The organism is uncultured Methylovirgula sp. (assembly GCF_947646745.1).
Lineage (GTDB): Bacteria > Pseudomonadota > Alphaproteobacteria > Rhizobiales > Beijerinckiaceae > Methylovirgula.
In genome coordinates this window covers 1-14,731 of sequence record NZ_CANSHK010000056.1, presented here as the reverse complement: position 1 = coordinate 14,731, position 14,731 = coordinate 1, and the positions used below count along the sequence as shown (strand labels likewise).

Annotated in this window: 23 protein-coding genes and 1 tRNA gene; 16 read left to right on the top strand and 8 right to left on the bottom strand. The window is 58.7% G+C overall.

The genetic code is table 11. The features are described 5' to 3' along the window. Together Q0025_RS13930 and Q0025_RS13925 are read right to left on the bottom strand one after the other, a co-directional pair. Nucleotides 1-479: L-threonylcarbamoyladenylate synthase (locus Q0025_RS13930; RefSeq protein ID WP_297300157.1), on the bottom strand; the 479-nt coding region annotated here is incomplete at its 3' end. A 120-nt stretch (nt 480-599) separates the two neighbouring features. Next, nucleotides 600-1,157, bottom strand: coding sequence for a hypothetical protein (locus Q0025_RS13925; protein WP_297300154.1), 558 nt, complete (start codon nt 1,155-1,157; stop codon nt 600-602). A 207-nt stretch (nt 1,158-1,364) separates the two neighbouring features. On the opposite strand from Q0025_RS13925, the gene Q0025_RS13920 reads away from it, so the two are divergent. Together Q0025_RS13920 and Q0025_RS13915 are read left to right on the top strand one after the other, a co-directional pair. Beyond that, nucleotides 1,365-2,261, top strand: coding sequence for a YihY/virulence factor BrkB family protein (locus Q0025_RS13920; protein WP_297300152.1), 897 nt, complete (start codon nt 1,365-1,367; stop codon nt 2,259-2,261). A 77-nt stretch (nt 2,262-2,338) separates the two neighbouring features. Beyond that, nucleotides 2,339-2,413 (top strand) — tRNA-Thr (locus tag Q0025_RS13915). Between the two features lie 71 nt (nt 2,414-2,484). On the opposite strand, the gene Q0025_RS13910 is transcribed toward Q0025_RS13915, so the two are convergent. Beyond that, complete coding sequence (locus Q0025_RS13910) at nt 2,485-2,835, bottom strand: hypothetical protein (RefSeq protein WP_297300150.1); 351 nt, start codon at nt 2,833-2,835, stop codon at nt 2,485-2,487. Between the two features lie 73 nt (nt 2,836-2,908). Continuing rightward, nucleotides 2,909-3,256 carry a DUF3147 family protein gene (locus Q0025_RS13905; RefSeq protein ID WP_297300148.1) on the bottom strand — a complete coding sequence of 116 codons (348 nt, stop codon included), beginning with the start codon at nt 3,254-3,256 and terminating at the stop codon, nt 2,909-2,911. A 334-nt stretch (nt 3,257-3,590) separates the two neighbouring features. Between Q0025_RS13905 and Q0025_RS13900 the strand changes: the two genes are divergently transcribed. Both Q0025_RS13900 and Q0025_RS13895 read left to right on the top strand, forming a co-directional pair. Next, nucleotides 3,591-3,926, top strand: a complete 336-nt coding sequence (locus Q0025_RS13900) for a DUF1036 domain-containing protein (protein WP_297300145.1) — start codon at nt 3,591-3,593, stop codon at nt 3,924-3,926. A 216-nt stretch (nt 3,927-4,142) separates the two neighbouring features. Further along, nucleotides 4,143-4,895: a DUF6065 family protein gene (locus tag Q0025_RS13895; protein WP_297300143.1), complete on the top strand. Its 753-nt coding sequence runs from the start codon at nt 4,143-4,145 to the stop codon at nt 4,893-4,895. Between the two features lie 55 nt (nt 4,896-4,950). Here the strand turns inward: Q0025_RS13895 and Q0025_RS13890 are convergent, their stop codons facing one another. Next, complete coding sequence (locus Q0025_RS13890) at nt 4,951-5,226, bottom strand: hypothetical protein (RefSeq protein ID WP_297300142.1); 276 nt, start codon at nt 5,224-5,226, stop codon at nt 4,951-4,953. Nucleotides 5,227-5,430: 204 nt separating this feature from the next. Between Q0025_RS13890 and Q0025_RS13885 the strand changes: the two genes are divergently transcribed. The 9 genes from Q0025_RS13885 (at nt 5,431) to Q0025_RS13845 (ending at nt 9,927) form a co-directional block, all read left to right on the top strand. Then, entirely contained in the window at nt 5,431-5,616 is a 186-nt protein-coding gene (locus tag Q0025_RS13885) for a hypothetical protein (protein WP_297300140.1), read from the top strand. Between the two features lie 90 nt (nt 5,617-5,706). Further along, nucleotides 5,707-5,952 (top strand): hypothetical protein, encoded by a 246-nt coding sequence (locus tag Q0025_RS13880; RefSeq protein ID WP_297300138.1) that lies wholly within the window; start codon nt 5,707-5,709, stop codon nt 5,950-5,952. 81 nt (nt 5,953-6,033) lie between these two features. Next, nucleotides 6,034-6,621, top strand: a complete 588-nt coding sequence (locus tag Q0025_RS13875; protein WP_297300136.1) for a hypothetical protein — start codon at nt 6,034-6,036, stop codon at nt 6,619-6,621. A gap of 10 nt (nt 6,622-6,631) precedes the next feature. Continuing rightward, nucleotides 6,632-6,793, top strand: a complete 162-nt coding sequence (locus Q0025_RS13870; RefSeq protein WP_297300134.1) for a hypothetical protein — start codon at nt 6,632-6,634, stop codon at nt 6,791-6,793. 8 nt (nt 6,794-6,801) lie between these two features. Beyond that, on the top strand, nt 6,802-7,086 hold the full coding sequence (locus tag Q0025_RS13865; protein ID WP_297300132.1) for a hypothetical protein: 285 nt from the start codon (nt 6,802-6,804) through the stop codon (nt 7,084-7,086). Nucleotides 7,087-7,303: 217 nt separating this feature from the next. Further along, a complete protein-coding gene (locus Q0025_RS13860; RefSeq protein ID WP_297300130.1) occupies nt 7,304-7,642 on the top strand; it encodes a hypothetical protein in 339 nt (112 codons plus the stop codon). A 203-nt stretch (nt 7,643-7,845) separates the two neighbouring features. Further along, entirely contained in the window at nt 7,846-8,118 is a 273-nt protein-coding gene (locus Q0025_RS13855; RefSeq protein WP_297300128.1) for a hypothetical protein, read from the top strand. Nucleotides 8,119-8,643: 525 nt separating this feature from the next. Next, nucleotides 8,644-9,357, top strand: coding sequence for a type 1 glutamine amidotransferase domain-containing protein (locus Q0025_RS13850; RefSeq protein WP_297300126.1), 714 nt, complete (start codon nt 8,644-8,646; stop codon nt 9,355-9,357). A gap of 114 nt (nt 9,358-9,471) precedes the next feature. Further along, the gene (locus tag Q0025_RS13845; RefSeq protein WP_297300124.1) at nt 9,472-9,927 is read left to right on the top strand and encodes a VOC family protein; all 456 of its coding nucleotides are present in this window, start codon (nt 9,472-9,474) and stop codon (nt 9,925-9,927) included. A gap of 35 nt (nt 9,928-9,962) precedes the next feature. Here Q0025_RS13845 and Q0025_RS13840 read toward each other — a convergent pair whose 3' ends face one another. Beyond that, nucleotides 9,963-10,541, bottom strand: a complete 579-nt coding sequence (locus tag Q0025_RS13840) for a hypothetical protein (protein ID WP_297300122.1) — start codon at nt 10,539-10,541, stop codon at nt 9,963-9,965. Between the two features lie 338 nt (nt 10,542-10,879). Here Q0025_RS13840 and Q0025_RS13835 point away from each other — a divergent pair, with 338 nt between their 5' ends. Further along, nucleotides 10,880-11,476 carry a hypothetical protein gene (locus tag Q0025_RS13835; protein WP_297300120.1) on the top strand — a complete coding sequence of 199 codons (597 nt, stop codon included), beginning with the start codon at nt 10,880-10,882 and terminating at the stop codon, nt 11,474-11,476. On the opposite strand, the gene Q0025_RS13830 is transcribed toward Q0025_RS13835, so the two are convergent. Next, entirely contained in the window at nt 11,467-11,784 is a 318-nt protein-coding gene (locus Q0025_RS13830) for a hypothetical protein (RefSeq protein ID WP_297300118.1), read from the bottom strand. The two genes, Q0025_RS13835 and Q0025_RS13830, sit on opposite strands and share 10 nt — an antisense overlap. 144 nt (nt 11,785-11,928) lie before the next feature. On the opposite strand from Q0025_RS13830, the gene Q0025_RS13825 reads away from it, so the two are divergent. Further along, entirely contained in the window at nt 11,929-12,843 is a 915-nt protein-coding gene (locus Q0025_RS13825; protein WP_297300116.1) for an IS1595 family transposase, read from the top strand. A gap of 54 nt (nt 12,844-12,897) precedes the next feature. Here Q0025_RS13825 and Q0025_RS13820 read toward each other — a convergent pair whose 3' ends face one another. Beyond that, nucleotides 12,898-13,617 carry a hypothetical protein gene (locus Q0025_RS13820; protein ID WP_297300114.1) on the bottom strand — a complete coding sequence of 240 codons (720 nt, stop codon included), beginning with the start codon at nt 13,615-13,617 and terminating at the stop codon, nt 12,898-12,900. A 201-nt stretch (nt 13,618-13,818) separates the two neighbouring features. Between Q0025_RS13820 and lexA the strand changes: the two genes are divergently transcribed. After that, complete coding sequence (gene lexA / locus Q0025_RS13815) at nt 13,819-14,532, top strand: transcriptional repressor LexA (protein WP_297300112.1); 714 nt, start codon at nt 13,819-13,821, stop codon at nt 14,530-14,532. Nucleotides 14,533-14,731: the final 199 nt, after the last annotated feature.

Sequence of the window (14,731 nt, the reverse complement as noted above, 5' to 3'; positions counted from 1 at the left end):
GCGGCGCTGGTCGGCGAGACATGGCCGGAGCGGTTGGCGGAGGGCGCGACCACCGGACGGCCGAGCGCGGCGATCAGCGCGCGGGCGACAGGATGCGCCGGCACGCGGATCGCGACGCTGTCGAGCCCGGCACGGGCGAGAGCGCAGACGCGCGCGCCTTCGGCCAAGGGCAAAACAAGGGTCAGCGGTCCCGGCCAAAAGGCCGCCGCCAAGGCCGCGGCCGCTGCTGAGAACCGGCCTTGCCTTTCCGCCGCCGCGCGATCGGCGACATGGGCGATCAGCGGATTGAACGCGGGGCGCCCCTTGGCCGCGTAAATCTTGGCAACCGCCCGATCCGAGGTGGCATCGGCGCCAAGGCCGAAGACGGTCTCGGTTGGAAAAGCAACGAGCCCGCCGGCGCGGAGAATCTCGGCAGCCTTGGCGATGTCGGCCGCATCGGCACCAAGCATGAGGGTTGACGTCAAAGCCGCTCGTTCCATGGCGCACCGTGCGCGTCCGGACAGGAAGAGATTTGCCCGTTTCCGTCAAGGGCGCCGGCCTGCGCCGCGGCTTTCGGCGAAATACGATGCGATGGAAAGTTTGAAGACCGCCGCGACGGTTCAGCCGACGCGCCGCAGCGTGCCATAGATCAGCCGGTCGGCGCGTTCCTGCTCGCTTTCGCGCTCGATGCGGCGGCCGTGATTGACGAGGTCACTCGCCGTCGACAGCACCTCGCGTAGCGCCGAGCCGGCGCGTTCGCAGATTTCGATCATCGCCGGAGAGGCCGTATCGCATTGCTTCTTGTACTGCCGGCGGATCGCGACGACGGAACCGACCGCACGCCGGTCGAGATCGGCGACGACCGTTTCGAAGTCGCGGCGGAACGAAAGATCGAGCTTGGCGTAAGCCTCGAGCGCCGAAACGCTGCCGGGCAGGATCGATTTCGCAAAATAAGCCTGGTAGGTCACCGGCCGCCACGTGAGGATATCTTCGATCAATTCCGGCATGGCCGGCAATTGCTCGATGAGCATGACGATCTCATTGAAAAGATTTAGGTAATCGTTGGCAAGGCCGGACGCCGGATTGACGATGGCTTCAGCGCGGCGGGCAATCTCCTCCGCCGACGTTTCGGTATCCCGGGCCGGAGCATCGATGTCTTTGAACACAGGATAGGTCATTCTGGCCGCTCATCTTACGCTGGCGCTGCTAATCTAGGGGGCAGAAGGATAACAATCGGTTTCCGTCGCATCGTGCGAGGAAGAGTTTTTTCCGATGGGACAAAGGGATGGGCAATGCGAAGATTAATTCGAGCGGATTAGAGCGGGAACTCGACTTTCGAAAGTCTAAGTCCTGCGTTTCTTTGGCTTCTCTCGCTCAAATGATCCATGAATAGGTTAGACGACGTTAATTACGACAGAGGGATCGCGGCGCCGGCCGGTGGAGGGCCGGCCATATTCGATCTGGCGCGCCGGGTCTTCTTGTCCATCAGCCGCAACCGCCTCGTGGCCAATTCTGGCAGCGTCGCCTTTTTCGGGCTGATGGCGATTTTCCCGGCCATCGCAACGATCGTCTCGCTCTATGGCATGTTCGCCGATCCGCACACGATCGCGAGCCATCTCAATCTGCTGAAAGACGTTTTCCCGCAGAGCGTCATCGGCCTCATCCGCGACCAGATCATGCGCGTTGCCGGCCACAGCAACAGCGTGCAAAATCTGACCTTCCTCGGCAGCTTTCTCATCGCTTTGTGGAGCGCAAATTCCGGCATGAGCGCGCTGTTCGATGCGCTGAACGTCGTCAATGGCGAAAGAGAGAAACGCAGCCTGCTGCGTTTCTACGCGACGACCCTGGCGATGACCTGTGCCGCGGTCGTCTTCATGGTCGTGGCGCTCGCCGGCGTCGTCGTCTTGCCCATTGTCTGGAATTTTGCGGGCTTTCATTCTTCGCTCGACAAATTGCTCGATTGGCTGCGCTGGCCGGTCCTGTTCGTCAGCGATACGATCGCTCTCGACATTCTCTATCGCGTCGGCCCGAGCCGGATCGGCGGACGATGGCGATGGATGACCTGGGGCAGCGTCCTTGCCACCTTTGCCTGGCTCGGCGCCTCGATTCTGTTTTCCTGGTATGTCGCGGCCTTCGATAGTTACGACCGCGTCTATGGCTCGCTCGGCGCCGTCATCGGCTTCATGACCTGGATCTGGGTCTCGGTCCTGATCGTGCTGGTCGGGGCTGCCCTCAATGCCGAATTGGAGCGCCGCCGCGCGGCCGCCACCAGCGGCGTCTGACGCCGGCTTGCCTATCGGCCCCGCCTATGCGACATAGCCGGCGCTTCGACCGTCCGCGCCCGACCGTCAGGCAATAAGCTGCAGTAGCTCAGTGGTAGAGCACTCCCTTGGTAAGGGAGAGGTCGAGAGTTCAATCCTCTCTTGCAGCACCAGCATAACAAGCTGATTTCAAAAGCATATCTAAATCGCCTCGGCCTTTTGCGCGCCATGATGGAAGGCCACGCTAACGACGGCTCGAGCTTTCGATGTGGGCCTTTGCCAGCTGCATACTGAAGGCCAATATTCTGTCGCTCTGCCCGGCCATGAAATTGTCGACGCTCGGGAACCCATACACCGTCTTTCTTGTCGCTCTGACGTCAGCGTCCTTTTCCCGGCAGGTCTTGACCGCCGCCTTGGCGATTTGCTCCGGCTGCTGGCCGGCGGTAGGCGACGCCGCGATGACGCGCCGCAGACACACTTCGTAGGCTTGCAGGTAGTTTTGAATGGCCTGGATGAGACGCGGGGTGAAGTTGTCTTCCATGGCTTGCGCCGGGGCGACGGCCATCGCGGCCAAGATGATCAAAGCGAGGGGCATTTTTTGCATCCCGGCAAGATAAATGCAGATTGGGGCAGACGGTTGGCACGCGCCTTATTTGGCTGGCGGCCAGCTAAAGCTTCAATCCGATCTTGGGGGCTAGCCATAACATGAGGCTGTAGAGCACGACCGTCAGGCCGCACCCGATTGCGAGCGAAGGCCAGAAGGGCACACCTTTGCGCATCAAAGCGGGTATCGCCAGAAACATCGGCAAGGACGGAAGCACAAACCAAAACGTGCTTTCGACATGATACTCCATATTCGCGGCGTCCGGTTTTTCTAGCCAGAGCCAAATCATGCCGAGCACCGAAACGAGGGGCAGCGAGGCGATGAGGCCGCCGAAGCCGGGATAGCGCTTCGAGACGGTCGCGATAATCGCAATTATGACCGCCGAAACCAGCGTTTTGACGATGAAGAACATTCGCGACCTGCTGTCCTGGGCCGAGGTTTTCGCAAAGGACCTATCGGAAATATCCGGCGTCACCAAGCATGACATATGGCAGCCAATTCATGAATTCCTGAGCGCCGGTGTCGTGTAACCAAACTTGCAACGGCTCCAATATCGCGCCCGCCGCGGCCATGCGCATAGATATCGGTGATTTCGGATCGAACGATCTGAAATCATGACCGTGATCGATTCTCATAGCTTAGAGCGGCCCGCTGCATGGAGCGGTCACAGCAGCAAAAGCAGCCGTGATGCTTGATTCAAGACTGTCGCCCGATATGCTGCGCATGCTCAGCTTTGGGGTGCCCTCGTGAACCCGAAAATTGTATTCGGCGCTATGGCCGCCGCGCTCGAATTCCTTGCCCCGCTTTCAACTGCCGTCGCTGCGGGAAAACTCACAAACATCAATATTTGCAACGCCTATCCCCACACCGTCTATTTCGCCATCGCCTATCAACAGTCAACGGGAGACTGGCTTTCGCGAGGCTGGCTGGAAGCGCGCACCGGCAACTGTTACTTTTTCGACACGACGCTCAGCTTGCCCGCGTTCTACTATAGAGCGCAAACCGATCGCTACCACGAGAATGGCCATCTCGGCCAGGACACGTGGGGGCAATTCGGGGACTCGGTCGTTTTGCGTCGATAGAAACCTGCACCACACATTCAATATCTGGCTGGCTGATCAGCCCGGCGGCTCTGATTATTGTGTTCCCTTTTTAAGCTTTAGCGAAGGCAGTAACTTTAGCCTGAGCTCCGACGCCGATGTCTCTTACACTTTAACTTTTCAGGCCGACGGAAGCGTCAAGACGGATTTTAGCATCGGGCCTTCCGCCAAATAGATAGCTCAACGAGGTTCGGCCCGATGAATGACTCGGTCAAAGCTCCGCAGCTTCGTTGTTACCGTCTGCGCGACGATGCCCCGGATTTGGTCCCGGCACGATCCGATCGCGATTGGATGGATGCGACGGATCAGCGATTTGCCTATCGCTGCATTCCGCTATCGATCGCCAATGCCAGTGGCTGGGAAATCCTGCTGCCCTTTTCCGTCGAAGCCACCTATTTCGGCGGCACGGGAATCGACGATCTGCACGTGCGTTCCGACGAGGCCGGCGAGAAAATCAACCAGATCGCCGTCTCGCATTTCGGGCATGGAATTTTGACCTTCCACCCCGGCTATTTGTTTCGCACGTCTCCCGGCTGGGCCATCTGGGTGCGGGGAACGCCCAACGCGCATCGCGACAAGATCGTCCCGCTTGAGGGGCTGATCGAAACCGATTGGCTCTCGATGACCTTCACGATGAATTGGCGCTTCACGCGGCCGGGCACCGTGCGGTTTAATAAGGGTGAACCGTTCTGCTTCGTCACCCTCGCGCCGCATGCCCTGCTCGATTCGGTCGAGCCGAGCCTGGCTAATCTCAGCGACGATCCCGCCCTCAAGGCCGAACACGATGCCTGGACGGAGAGCCGGACGAAATTCAATGCGGACTTGCGGCAATTGGATCCGCAAGCCGTCGCGCAAGGTTGGCAGAAGACCTATGTCCGGGGCGAGGCTGCGCCCGGCGGCGCAGCCCCGACATTTCACGTCTCGAAGCGCCGGCTCAAGCCGCCGAAATAGAATCGGGGCCGAGCGCTGTTTTCCCGTCAATATTTGCCCCGACCGGCGGGCCGGCCTATCCGAAGGCTGTGTCGATCGACAGATTACGCTGCCGCTCGACCTTGAGCACGGCAATGACCTCCTGCTTCCAAAAGGGGTCGGCCTTCTTCGAGCGCGCCCATTTCGAGGCGATCGCAATCTCCAATTTCGAATTGGCGTTTCGATTGCAGACGTGCAGGCTTTCGTATCCTGAAATGAACCCTTCGGTCAGCTTGACGAAGCAGCCGGCCGCGCGCAGTTCGCGAAGATAGGTTTCCGCGTCGAAGAGTTGCGGCTGAAGCGCTTCACACATCTCTGCCTCCGGCAAGCGCGGGGCCTATCGGATCAAAGCGGCCGGCGCGCTGCTCCCGGTGCTCAAATCAAATGCCGGAGGCTTCGAATGTGACGTTTCCCACAGCCCGGTGCGCGAATCACCGAAAGGCGCCCGCGCCGCGCCGGCCCTTGCGGCGGCGGCGGCGTCCTCTATGATCGGCGCGGTTGCGAAAAGGACAGGGCCATGCATTTCGACCTCACCCCGCCGCGCTCGAACAAGATCGAGTTCCCGTCCAACGCCGAGGGCCATTTCCGCCGTGTCGTCTTTTTCATCGGCGCTGCGATCGCCGGCCTTTGCGCCCTGACGGTTGCGGGCTCCGTGGTCCTCGCCGTGCTTTGGGTCCTCGCCAAGCTGCTGCATTTGCGCTGAACCGCCTCGCCCGCGTTTTGCGCATAGGACCTTTTCATTATTTACAATGCTCGGCGCTGCGCTAGCATAGGGTTCACAGGAGCGTGAACCATGCCGATCCCCTCAAGCCCTCTTGTCTCGGAAAAAAGCCTGGCTGTCGTCAGCAGCGCCATTCTCTTCGCCCTTCTCGACGCCCTGGCGGAAAAAGGCGTGCTCGAACGCCATGAAATCCAAGGCGTGCTGAAGACCGCCAAAAGCTGCGTCAACGCCCGCTACAGTTCCTTCTATGGCCCTGAAGCCATCAACCTGATGAAAACGCTCTGCGAACGCTTCAGCAAAGTGCCGGAAGAGTGCTGAGCGCGATACCGGCCGGCGCGCCGGGATCGGCGCGGCGCGGATAAGCCGAGAGACAGGGCTCGCGCCAGTCCGCGCCTTCCCATGTCTGTGTGTCCAACCGCCGATGTGGCGATGGAGGGCATGATGACGACGCAGGAACAGCCGGCCGAACACCGCCTGATCGACTGGGCGACGCGCGAATTCAAGCAGCTTCTCGCCATCGTGCTCTATCTCTGGGTGATCTTCGGCATCTATGTGCTTTGCGAGACCGTCGTCTTGGCCAGGCAGCACATCCATTTCCTGTCGCATGGCCTGGCGCTGATCAATGCGCTTGCGCTCTCGAAAGTGCTGCTTGTCGCGGAAGACCTGGATTTCGCCGGCCGGCTCAAGTCGGGCCCGCTGATCTACCCGATCCTCTACAAGGCCCTCGCCTTCGCCGTTCTGCTCGTTGCCGCGCATATCGGCGAAAGCATGCTGATCGGGCTCTGGCACGGCGAAAGCGTCGCGCGCAGCGTTCCGCTTGTCGGCGGCGGCACGCTGAAAGGCTTCGTCTGCGTCGTCGCGCTGATGTTCGTCGCCTTGATCCCCTTCTTCGCCTTCCGCGAAGTCGGCCGGGCCATCGGCGAAGACAAGCTCTGGGACATGCTCTTCAAGCGCGGCGCCTCGCAGCTTCAGCCCGCACAGGGGTGAGACCGGCGGCATGGCCCCTGCCCTGCTGATCTTTGACCCGCTCGTCTATGCTGTGCTGATCTTCACCCGCAACGCCTTTATGACGAGCGCATCGTCCGACGCGTCACAGGCGACGAAATCGCAGCCGCCGCGGCTTTCCTTGATGTTTGCTTCGCAATTCGATGGAGGGTGAACATGCGCATGATGCTCAGACTCGTCATTCCAACCCAAACCGGCAGCCGCGCGATCAAGGACGGCTCGTTGCCAAGCCTCATGGAGGCGACGCTGAACAAGCTGAAGCCGGAAGCCGCCTATTTCCTCGCCGAAGATGGATACCGCTGCGCGCTCATCGTCTTCGATATGAAAGATTCATCCGAAATACCCGGCATCGCCGAACCCTTGTTCGCAGGCCTCGACGCGGAAATCGAATTGCAGCCGGTGATGAATCTCGAGGATCTCCGAAAGGGACTGAGCGCGCTACGCTAGGCGCATGGCTCAGCGCCGGGCCGTCCCGCCCTTGCCCATCTTTGCAGGCTTCCTAAACGGAAAAGGCGCTTCGCGCCCTCGCAATTGGAGTTGGCGACGGTCGAGGATGACGCGCCCGCGCCTGCGCAGTGGCATCGCGATTTGAGCTAGATCATCGCCCTCAACGCGGAACGCCTGCAAAAGCGACGGATCGGATCGCTGACAAGAGGAGTTCGCCATGAGCCCGAGCAAAATCATCCTGACCGCACTATGCGCCGCGGCAATCGGATTCGCTTTCACGCAAAGCGGCCGATCCCAAGGCATGTCGGGTCAGGGGGGCATGATGGGCCAAGGCATGATGGGACAAGGGACGGGGTGCCAAGGCGCGGGATGCCAAGGCATGGGCGGACAAGGGATGATGGCGATGAAGATGGGCAAATATATCGCCATCGCCGGGACGGCCGTGAACAGCAATGTCACGTCGGTCTGGCTGCTCAATCCTGCGGACAAGCAGATTATCGCCTGCAATTATAAACTCGATGCCGGCATCACCTGCGTCAAACAGGATTTGCCGTGACCCTTCAAGGCCGCCTCGCGGGGCGGCCTTGTGCGCCCCGCCCCACGCTGCGGAGGCAGTGTTGCGCGCGCTATGTCTTAATTTAATGACCATCGCCACTTTCAGGCGTACGGTCAGCCCATCGTCGCGCGAAGCGTAGCCGAGGCCGCGACGGCTGAGAGACCCTTTTGCGCTCCCGCCTTTGTTCTAAGGAGAGAGCGTTGATGCCGATCCTGCGCCTTTTGCAAGGCAGCCCCTACGGACCTCACGACATTGAAGTCATGACGAAGGCCTATGCCGAAGCCTTGCGTCTCCTCAACGTTTGGGATCGAAGCAGCCCTGTCGCTGAATCCATTGCGCGGCGAACGATCGCCCTGTTTTCGAGCGGCGAGGCCGACCCCAGCGTGATCGCGCGCGCGGTCGCCAAGGAATTTACCTTGGTCCCGAGTTGCGGCGCTCCGGTTGGCGGCCGCTTTAATTCTGCGTTTGCTCGCTGAAATGTTTTTCGCGGCGAACTGATGAACGGCTGAACCAAGCGCAGTCGAACAACTCTCGCGCACTTTAGCGAATGAACTCACTATAAAACATGCGCTCCTTTAGCTTGGCTTTGCCGGCGGACGAAGCGCTTGCGCCGAAGAAATTGGACTCGAAATGATTTACATGCTTCAACTGTCGCCGTCGACGCCAACGCATTAAGACAGTTTAGTCGCTTCGACTTTGTCGAACCGACCCCGCGATCATCAAAGCGCTTACGAAGACGTCTATTGGGCTCGCATTCCAAGCGGAGGCCGATGTGGTGCGTTTTTTCACGAAGCTTGACCGCTTGTTGCCGTCAATTAGACCCCAACTCCACTCAAGGTCCAATCGCCAATCCGGGCATGATCGCGCCTTTGGTCGCGATGCTGCGGCAGCGCAGGATTAGGTTTTCCCGTCAAGACAAAGCCGTGAGCAAAACTCATGGCCTGACGTCATGTGACAATCGCATTTTTTCCCTGAAGACCGCTGAGCGACAGGAGGATTTCATGAAAGTCCTGATGGTTCTCACCTCCCATGACCAACTCGGAAATACGGGACGCAAGACGGGTTTCTGGCTTGAGGAACTTGCTGCGCCTTACTTCGTGTTCAAAGACGCCGGCGTCGATATCACGCTTGCGTCTCCGAAAGGAGGACGGCCCCCGCTTGATCCAAAAAGCAACGAACCCGAATTCCGTACCGACCTCACGCGCCGGTTCGAAAACGACGCGACTGCCGAAGCTCAGCTCGACAAAAGCCTTCGCCTCGCCGCCGTGAGGCAAGAAGACTTCGACACCGTCTTCTATCCGGGTGGCCACGGCCCGATGTGGGATCTGGCCGAAGATGAAAACTCGATCAAGCTGCTCGAATCCTTCATCGCCGCCGGCAAACCGATCGCCGTCGTCTGCCATTCCACGGGCGCACTGCGTCATGTCAAAAGGCCGGACGGGAAACTTTTGGTAGAAGGCAAGGAGGTTACGGGCTTCACCGACGGTGAGGAAGAAGAGATGGGCTTGACGAAGGTTGTGCCGTTCCTTGTCGAGGACGAGATGTTGAAGCTCGGCGCAATCTTTTCCAAGGTTAAGGATTGGGGTGTTCACGTCGTTACAGCCGGCGAGCTGATCACCGGGCAAAATCCAGCGTCGTCCGGGCCGGCCGCGCACGCGCTTATGAAAGTGATGAATCAAAGGACAGCCCCGGCGCGCGCGGCTCGGGCTTCCTAGAACCAAGATCCAGCGAAGCGGCTGCTCGTTCAGCGCCGATGCCGTCTGACGATCGAGCCCCTAGCGCGCGCCTTGTGGCGCTGGCGGGAGCGCTCAGGCAAATGGGAGTTGTCCATGAGTGACGTGCAAGTCGAGCAGAAAAGCTATCAGATGCCCCCGACGGAGGGGATCTCCATCGCACACTTTCTCACGGTCGCCGATGTCGAACGGTCACTTCGATTCTATGAAAAGGTCTTTGGCGGTCGTATCCTGAGCCGAGGCGACAGCGACGGCGCGCCCGGATATATCCAAATTGCGAACACCTGGCTCCTCGTCAATCCCGGAGGTGGCCCGACGCCTGACAAACCGACGGTGACGCTCAGCGTCCCAGCCGACCCGGATAAAGTCAGCAGCTTTATGAACATCCGCGTTGCCGATATTCAGGGCTGCTATGAATTATGGCGAAGCCGCGGAGCCGAGTTCATAACCGAGCCAAAGCCCAAATACGGCGAAACGCGCTGCTACATTCGCGATCCCGACGGATATATTATCGAGGTTGGCCAAAGCAATCCGGGCGTTGCTTACGGCTAAACGACGATTGCCTCCCATTGCTGAACGCAGTGGAGTCAGTCGGCCCCTTTGCGCCATTGCCACCAAAATACGGCGCAAATTGCGAGAGCCAGTCCGGCGACAAGCACGAGAATGGCGGCTGACTCCTCGACCCAGGCAATCGCTGGAACGCCGAGAACCATCAAGAGCCCAAGCAGGCAGATGCGCAGCGAATTGATATGCACGCCGGCGGTGAAGGTTCCGAGCGCCAAGAGAGTGAGCATGGCGAGCCCGTCGGCGCTCACGCCGAGAATTTTTTGAACGCTGGGCAGCAGCAGCACGTTCATCACAACGATGAACGCAATCCAATGAAGCGCCTGCGTGCGTATCAACTGCAACCGCGCGCCTCTTTCGCTGGCCCATCGCCATCCGGCGGCGACACACACGAGCGCAATGAGCGGCGCGAGGAAATCCCAATAGACGGCGATGGGTCGTCGCGAATAGCTCGTGTAAGCCACGCCGATCACCGTCAGGACCAGCACCGCCCCCAGAGAAAGATCTCTGAGCCAAACAATTGCGCCTGGCGTGACGCCAATCTCGCCGGCTGCACGAACTTCTGAAGGCGGATCATCCGGACCCGGTTCGACGTTGCTCATGGTGTTCGGTCCCGTTCCCGCGCGGCCCCTGTCGTAGCGCGCTTGATCCAGAGAACAATACTTTCACGAATTCCAAAAATCTCCCCGAAATCTCGGGCGCCGCGAGGCGCCCGCGACGGCACTTGGCCTTACAGATCATGCTTGGACGATTGGCGAGCTTCTAGCGGCTTGCTTGGCGAATGCATCGCGCGATCCGCGCAAGATTCATTGGACACGTCGGAATTTTAAAGTAATTCAAGGAGGGCGTGATTAGCGGGTGGGTCGTTTTGACTCACCCTTAAAGCTTCATTAACTATTTGATTCAGTTATGATTAGTCCTCATGTGGAGGACCGAATCAATGGACGCAACATACAACCTTTCCGGCGGCTTTAAGCCGACCTTGAAAAGGTTTGCCGATCTCGACGGTCCTGATTTTTTTCCGACGCCAGCATGGGCGACGTACGCGTTAATCGACAATGAAAAATTCGAGGGCGGTATATGGGAGCCCGCGTGCGGCAATGGCGCTATGTCGGAAGTTCTGGCGCAGACGGGCCGCAATGTTGTCAGTTCCGATCTCTACCAGCGTGGTTATGGCGAGGCGGGAGTTGATTTTGTCACCGCCAATCGACGTGCTGCGAACATCGTGACTAATCCTCCTTACAATAGCGCCGAAGGCTTCGTCGCGGCTGGCGTTGCGAACGCTGAAAAAAAGTTTGCGTTGCTGTTACGCCTTGCATTTCTCGAGGGCGCGAACCGCGCGAATACAATTTTCGCCAAACATCCCCCCGCGCGGGTTTGGGTGTTTAGCGAGCGGATCACGTTTTATCCGGCGGGTGCAGAGGTCAAGGGTTCCGGCACGACAGCTTATGCTTGGTTTGTTTGGGATAAAGACGCGATCGGCACAGAATTAAAGTGGTTCAAGCCGGGATATAAAGCGCGCTACTCTCAGCGATGAGACAGATGCGCTTTTCCTGCATCCGTAATCTTTAGGCCCTTACGCGCACCAAGATGGGTGACAAAACCTTCGGCAATGATATTGCCGGGTGCCGTTTTGTGAGAAACCATGTTGCGGACGATTTGACTGAAATAAGTATCTTTGCGCCCGTCAATTAATTCCGCGTCCTTTCCTGTCGGTTTCATTCTGGCTTCTAATTCAACGATCAAGTCGCTTGTGGTCATCTCGCCGCTAGGCTGAGCGGCTAGTATTTCTAAAGTCGGATAGAGAAGATCGGTTTCGGAAATGCGATTGGGCTTTTTTGCCATTGGACGCCTCGCGCGGTGCATTGCCGACGCTTAAGCTAAAGGCAAACGTCCTAATTTCAAATATCGAGTGTCCTAGTTCGGACAGTACCACCCCCGGAATTATCCCCTCTAGGCAAGTAAACGGTAATGTAGTAGGTTCGCTTCATGGGCACGAAGAAGCTACCTACCCTCAAAGATTTCCAGAAGCGGTTCCCGAACGATGATGCCTGCCTAGAGCACGTCATGCGGGTTCGGTACGGCAAGCGGCATATTTGCCAGAGCTGCCATCGCGAGGCGAACTATTATCGCACGCGCGGACGCCGCTCTTACACATGTGAGCATTGCGGCTATCAGGTTTACCCGACCAAGGACACGCCCTTCGAGCAAGCGCGTACGCCCCTCACCGATTGGTTTTATGTCATGTTCCTCTTTTCCGTTTCGCGGAATGGCGTTGCGGCGAAAGAGGTACAGCGGCAGATCGGCGTCACCTACAAAACGGCATGGCGCATGTGCAGCAAAATTCGCCAGCACATGGGCGCTGTGGATGGTGACCGCCCTTTAGGAGGATCGACCAAGGCCGCTCCCATCGTCGAAATTGACGAAGCGTTCCTCGGTGGCCGCGATCCGGTCGGCAAAGACGACAAGGCTATCGTTCTCGGCATGGTCGAGCGCAACGGCGACGTTCTGAGCCGCCAAGTCGGCGCGCGCCATACCAATCAAATCCTGCCGCAAGTGAAGAAATGGGTGAAGGAAGGTTCCCACGTCATGACCGACGATGCGCGCGTCTATCGCGGGATCGACATTCACGGTTACGCGCACGAAAGCGTCAATCACTCAGAATATGAGTATGTCCGGGGCGAAGCGCACACCAACACGATTGAGAGCTATTGGGCGATGCTGAAACGCGGCATCAACGGCACTTACATTCACGTCTCTAAGAAGCATCTTCAGAAGTATCTGTGGGAGTTTGAGTATCGCCACAATCTTCGTCACGCTCCGCATCTGATGTTTGATCTTCTTCTGATGGTATTTGCTCAACCTGTTTTGCCGGTTTTATCATCTCCTGCAAAAGGCGATTGAACCGATCTTCTGCGTCGGGGTGAGGATCGTCGGGGAGCTGTTTTCTTCCTGCGTTCATTTTGATTGAGGCGGTGCCGCGCTGGCAGGTGGCGTTAAGGTCGTCGGTGCTATTGCAGTAATGCCCGGCAAATCTACGGTCGGCGGAACCATGTTTCCCGTGGTATCAATGCTCGCATTATAGGATTCTCCAAAAGCATCCTTGAACGTGAAATAAAATGTCGCCGGCCTAGCTAAAAGGGCCGGGGGAATAGTAGGAAATACAAATAGAGCGATTCCGTTCACTTCTCCGCCTTGAGGAATTGGAGAACTAGCCTTGGTAACTAGCGAGTCGCTTGAGTGGTAAGTATATTTTTGGTTGCCAACTATGAATTGTACATTTGCCGGAACGGTGGCGGGAATGCCGAAATAATCTCGGCCATCGATTGTCGTCTTGAGTTGGAAACTCATCGCCACGCTTTGAGCGCTACCTGCATTTATAATGGAGGCTGTAAGAATTGCCCCTCCAGGAGGCCCTAACGTGGTACCTAGATAGGTTATCAACGCTTGGAATTTTGCGCGAGGTCTCAGATCGTCCAACGCCCACGCTGTAGCTCCGATCAGTAGAACGGCCGCACCGAAAAACCAAAGCTGCTTTTTCCAGTTTTCTAATAATCCGAAGGCTCTGTTCAGGGCAGCCGTTATGAAGGCGCTCATCAGAAGCACCCGAACAATAAACGACCATGTAAGATTCTGGACGACCCAGTTCCAAATATCTGACAACGAATAATTAGCCATCTTCGCGCCCTGGCCTCGGGCCGCAACTCTAGCATGATTCTCACCTACTTGTCCAAAGGGGATAAGTTCGACCACCCCCCTTGCGGAACACAGCAAGAACCTTTATGGTCCGTTCACTCTTTGTTTAGCGGCTTCCCGTCTTCTGGTCCGGATGTGATTCGGCTGGAAGCCGCCCAAGAGCCCGAGAGCGAGAGCGCCCGAATGTTGACCCGCAAACAAAGCGAACTGCTGCGCTTCATTAACGAGCGCCTGAAGGAAACCGGCGTGCCGCCCTCCTTCGACGAGATGAAGGAAGCGCTCGACCTGCGCTCGAAATCCGGCATCCACCGGCTGATCCTGGCGCTCGAGGAGCGCGGCTTCATCCGCCGCCTGCCGAACCGCGCCCGGGCGCTCGAAGTCCTGCGCCTGCCGGAATCCACGACGCCCGTCTCGCATGGCCGCGGCCGCAAATTCTCGCCCGAAGTCATCGAGGGCAATCTTGGCAAGGTGCGCCCGGTCATGGCGATGGCCGAAGAGGACGACGAGCGCAGCGGCATGGTCGCCATTCCGGTGATGGGCCGCATCGCCGCCGGCACGCCGATCACCGCGCTGCAGAACCGCAGCCACACGATCGCCCTGCCGCCGGACATGCTCTCGACCGGCGAACATTATGCGCTCGAAGTGCGCGGCGATTCGATGATCGAGGCCGGCATTTTCGACGCCGATACGGTGGTCATCCGCAAGCAGGAGACGGCCGAAACCGGCGATATCGTCGTCGCTTTGATCGATGACGAGGAAGCCACGTTGAAGCGGCTGCGCAAGCGCGGCGCCTCGATCGCGCTCGAAGCCGCCAATCCCGCCTATGAGACGCGCATCTTCGGCCCCGACCGCGTGCGCATCCAAGGCAAGCTCGTGAGCCTCATCCGGAAATATTGAGTCGCGTTCCCCGCGGCGGGAATAGCATCACCCTCAACGCGTCATGGCCGGGCTTGTCCCGGCTATCCTTCGCCGCGTGGATGGCCGGCATAAAGCCGGCCATGACGGCTAGTTGGACGCACTTGCGTCATCGGTTCCGTTCGCCTTCGGCGGCGCCGCGCGTCCCCATCGCGCCGGCGGCGCCGGCGACCACGGCCGG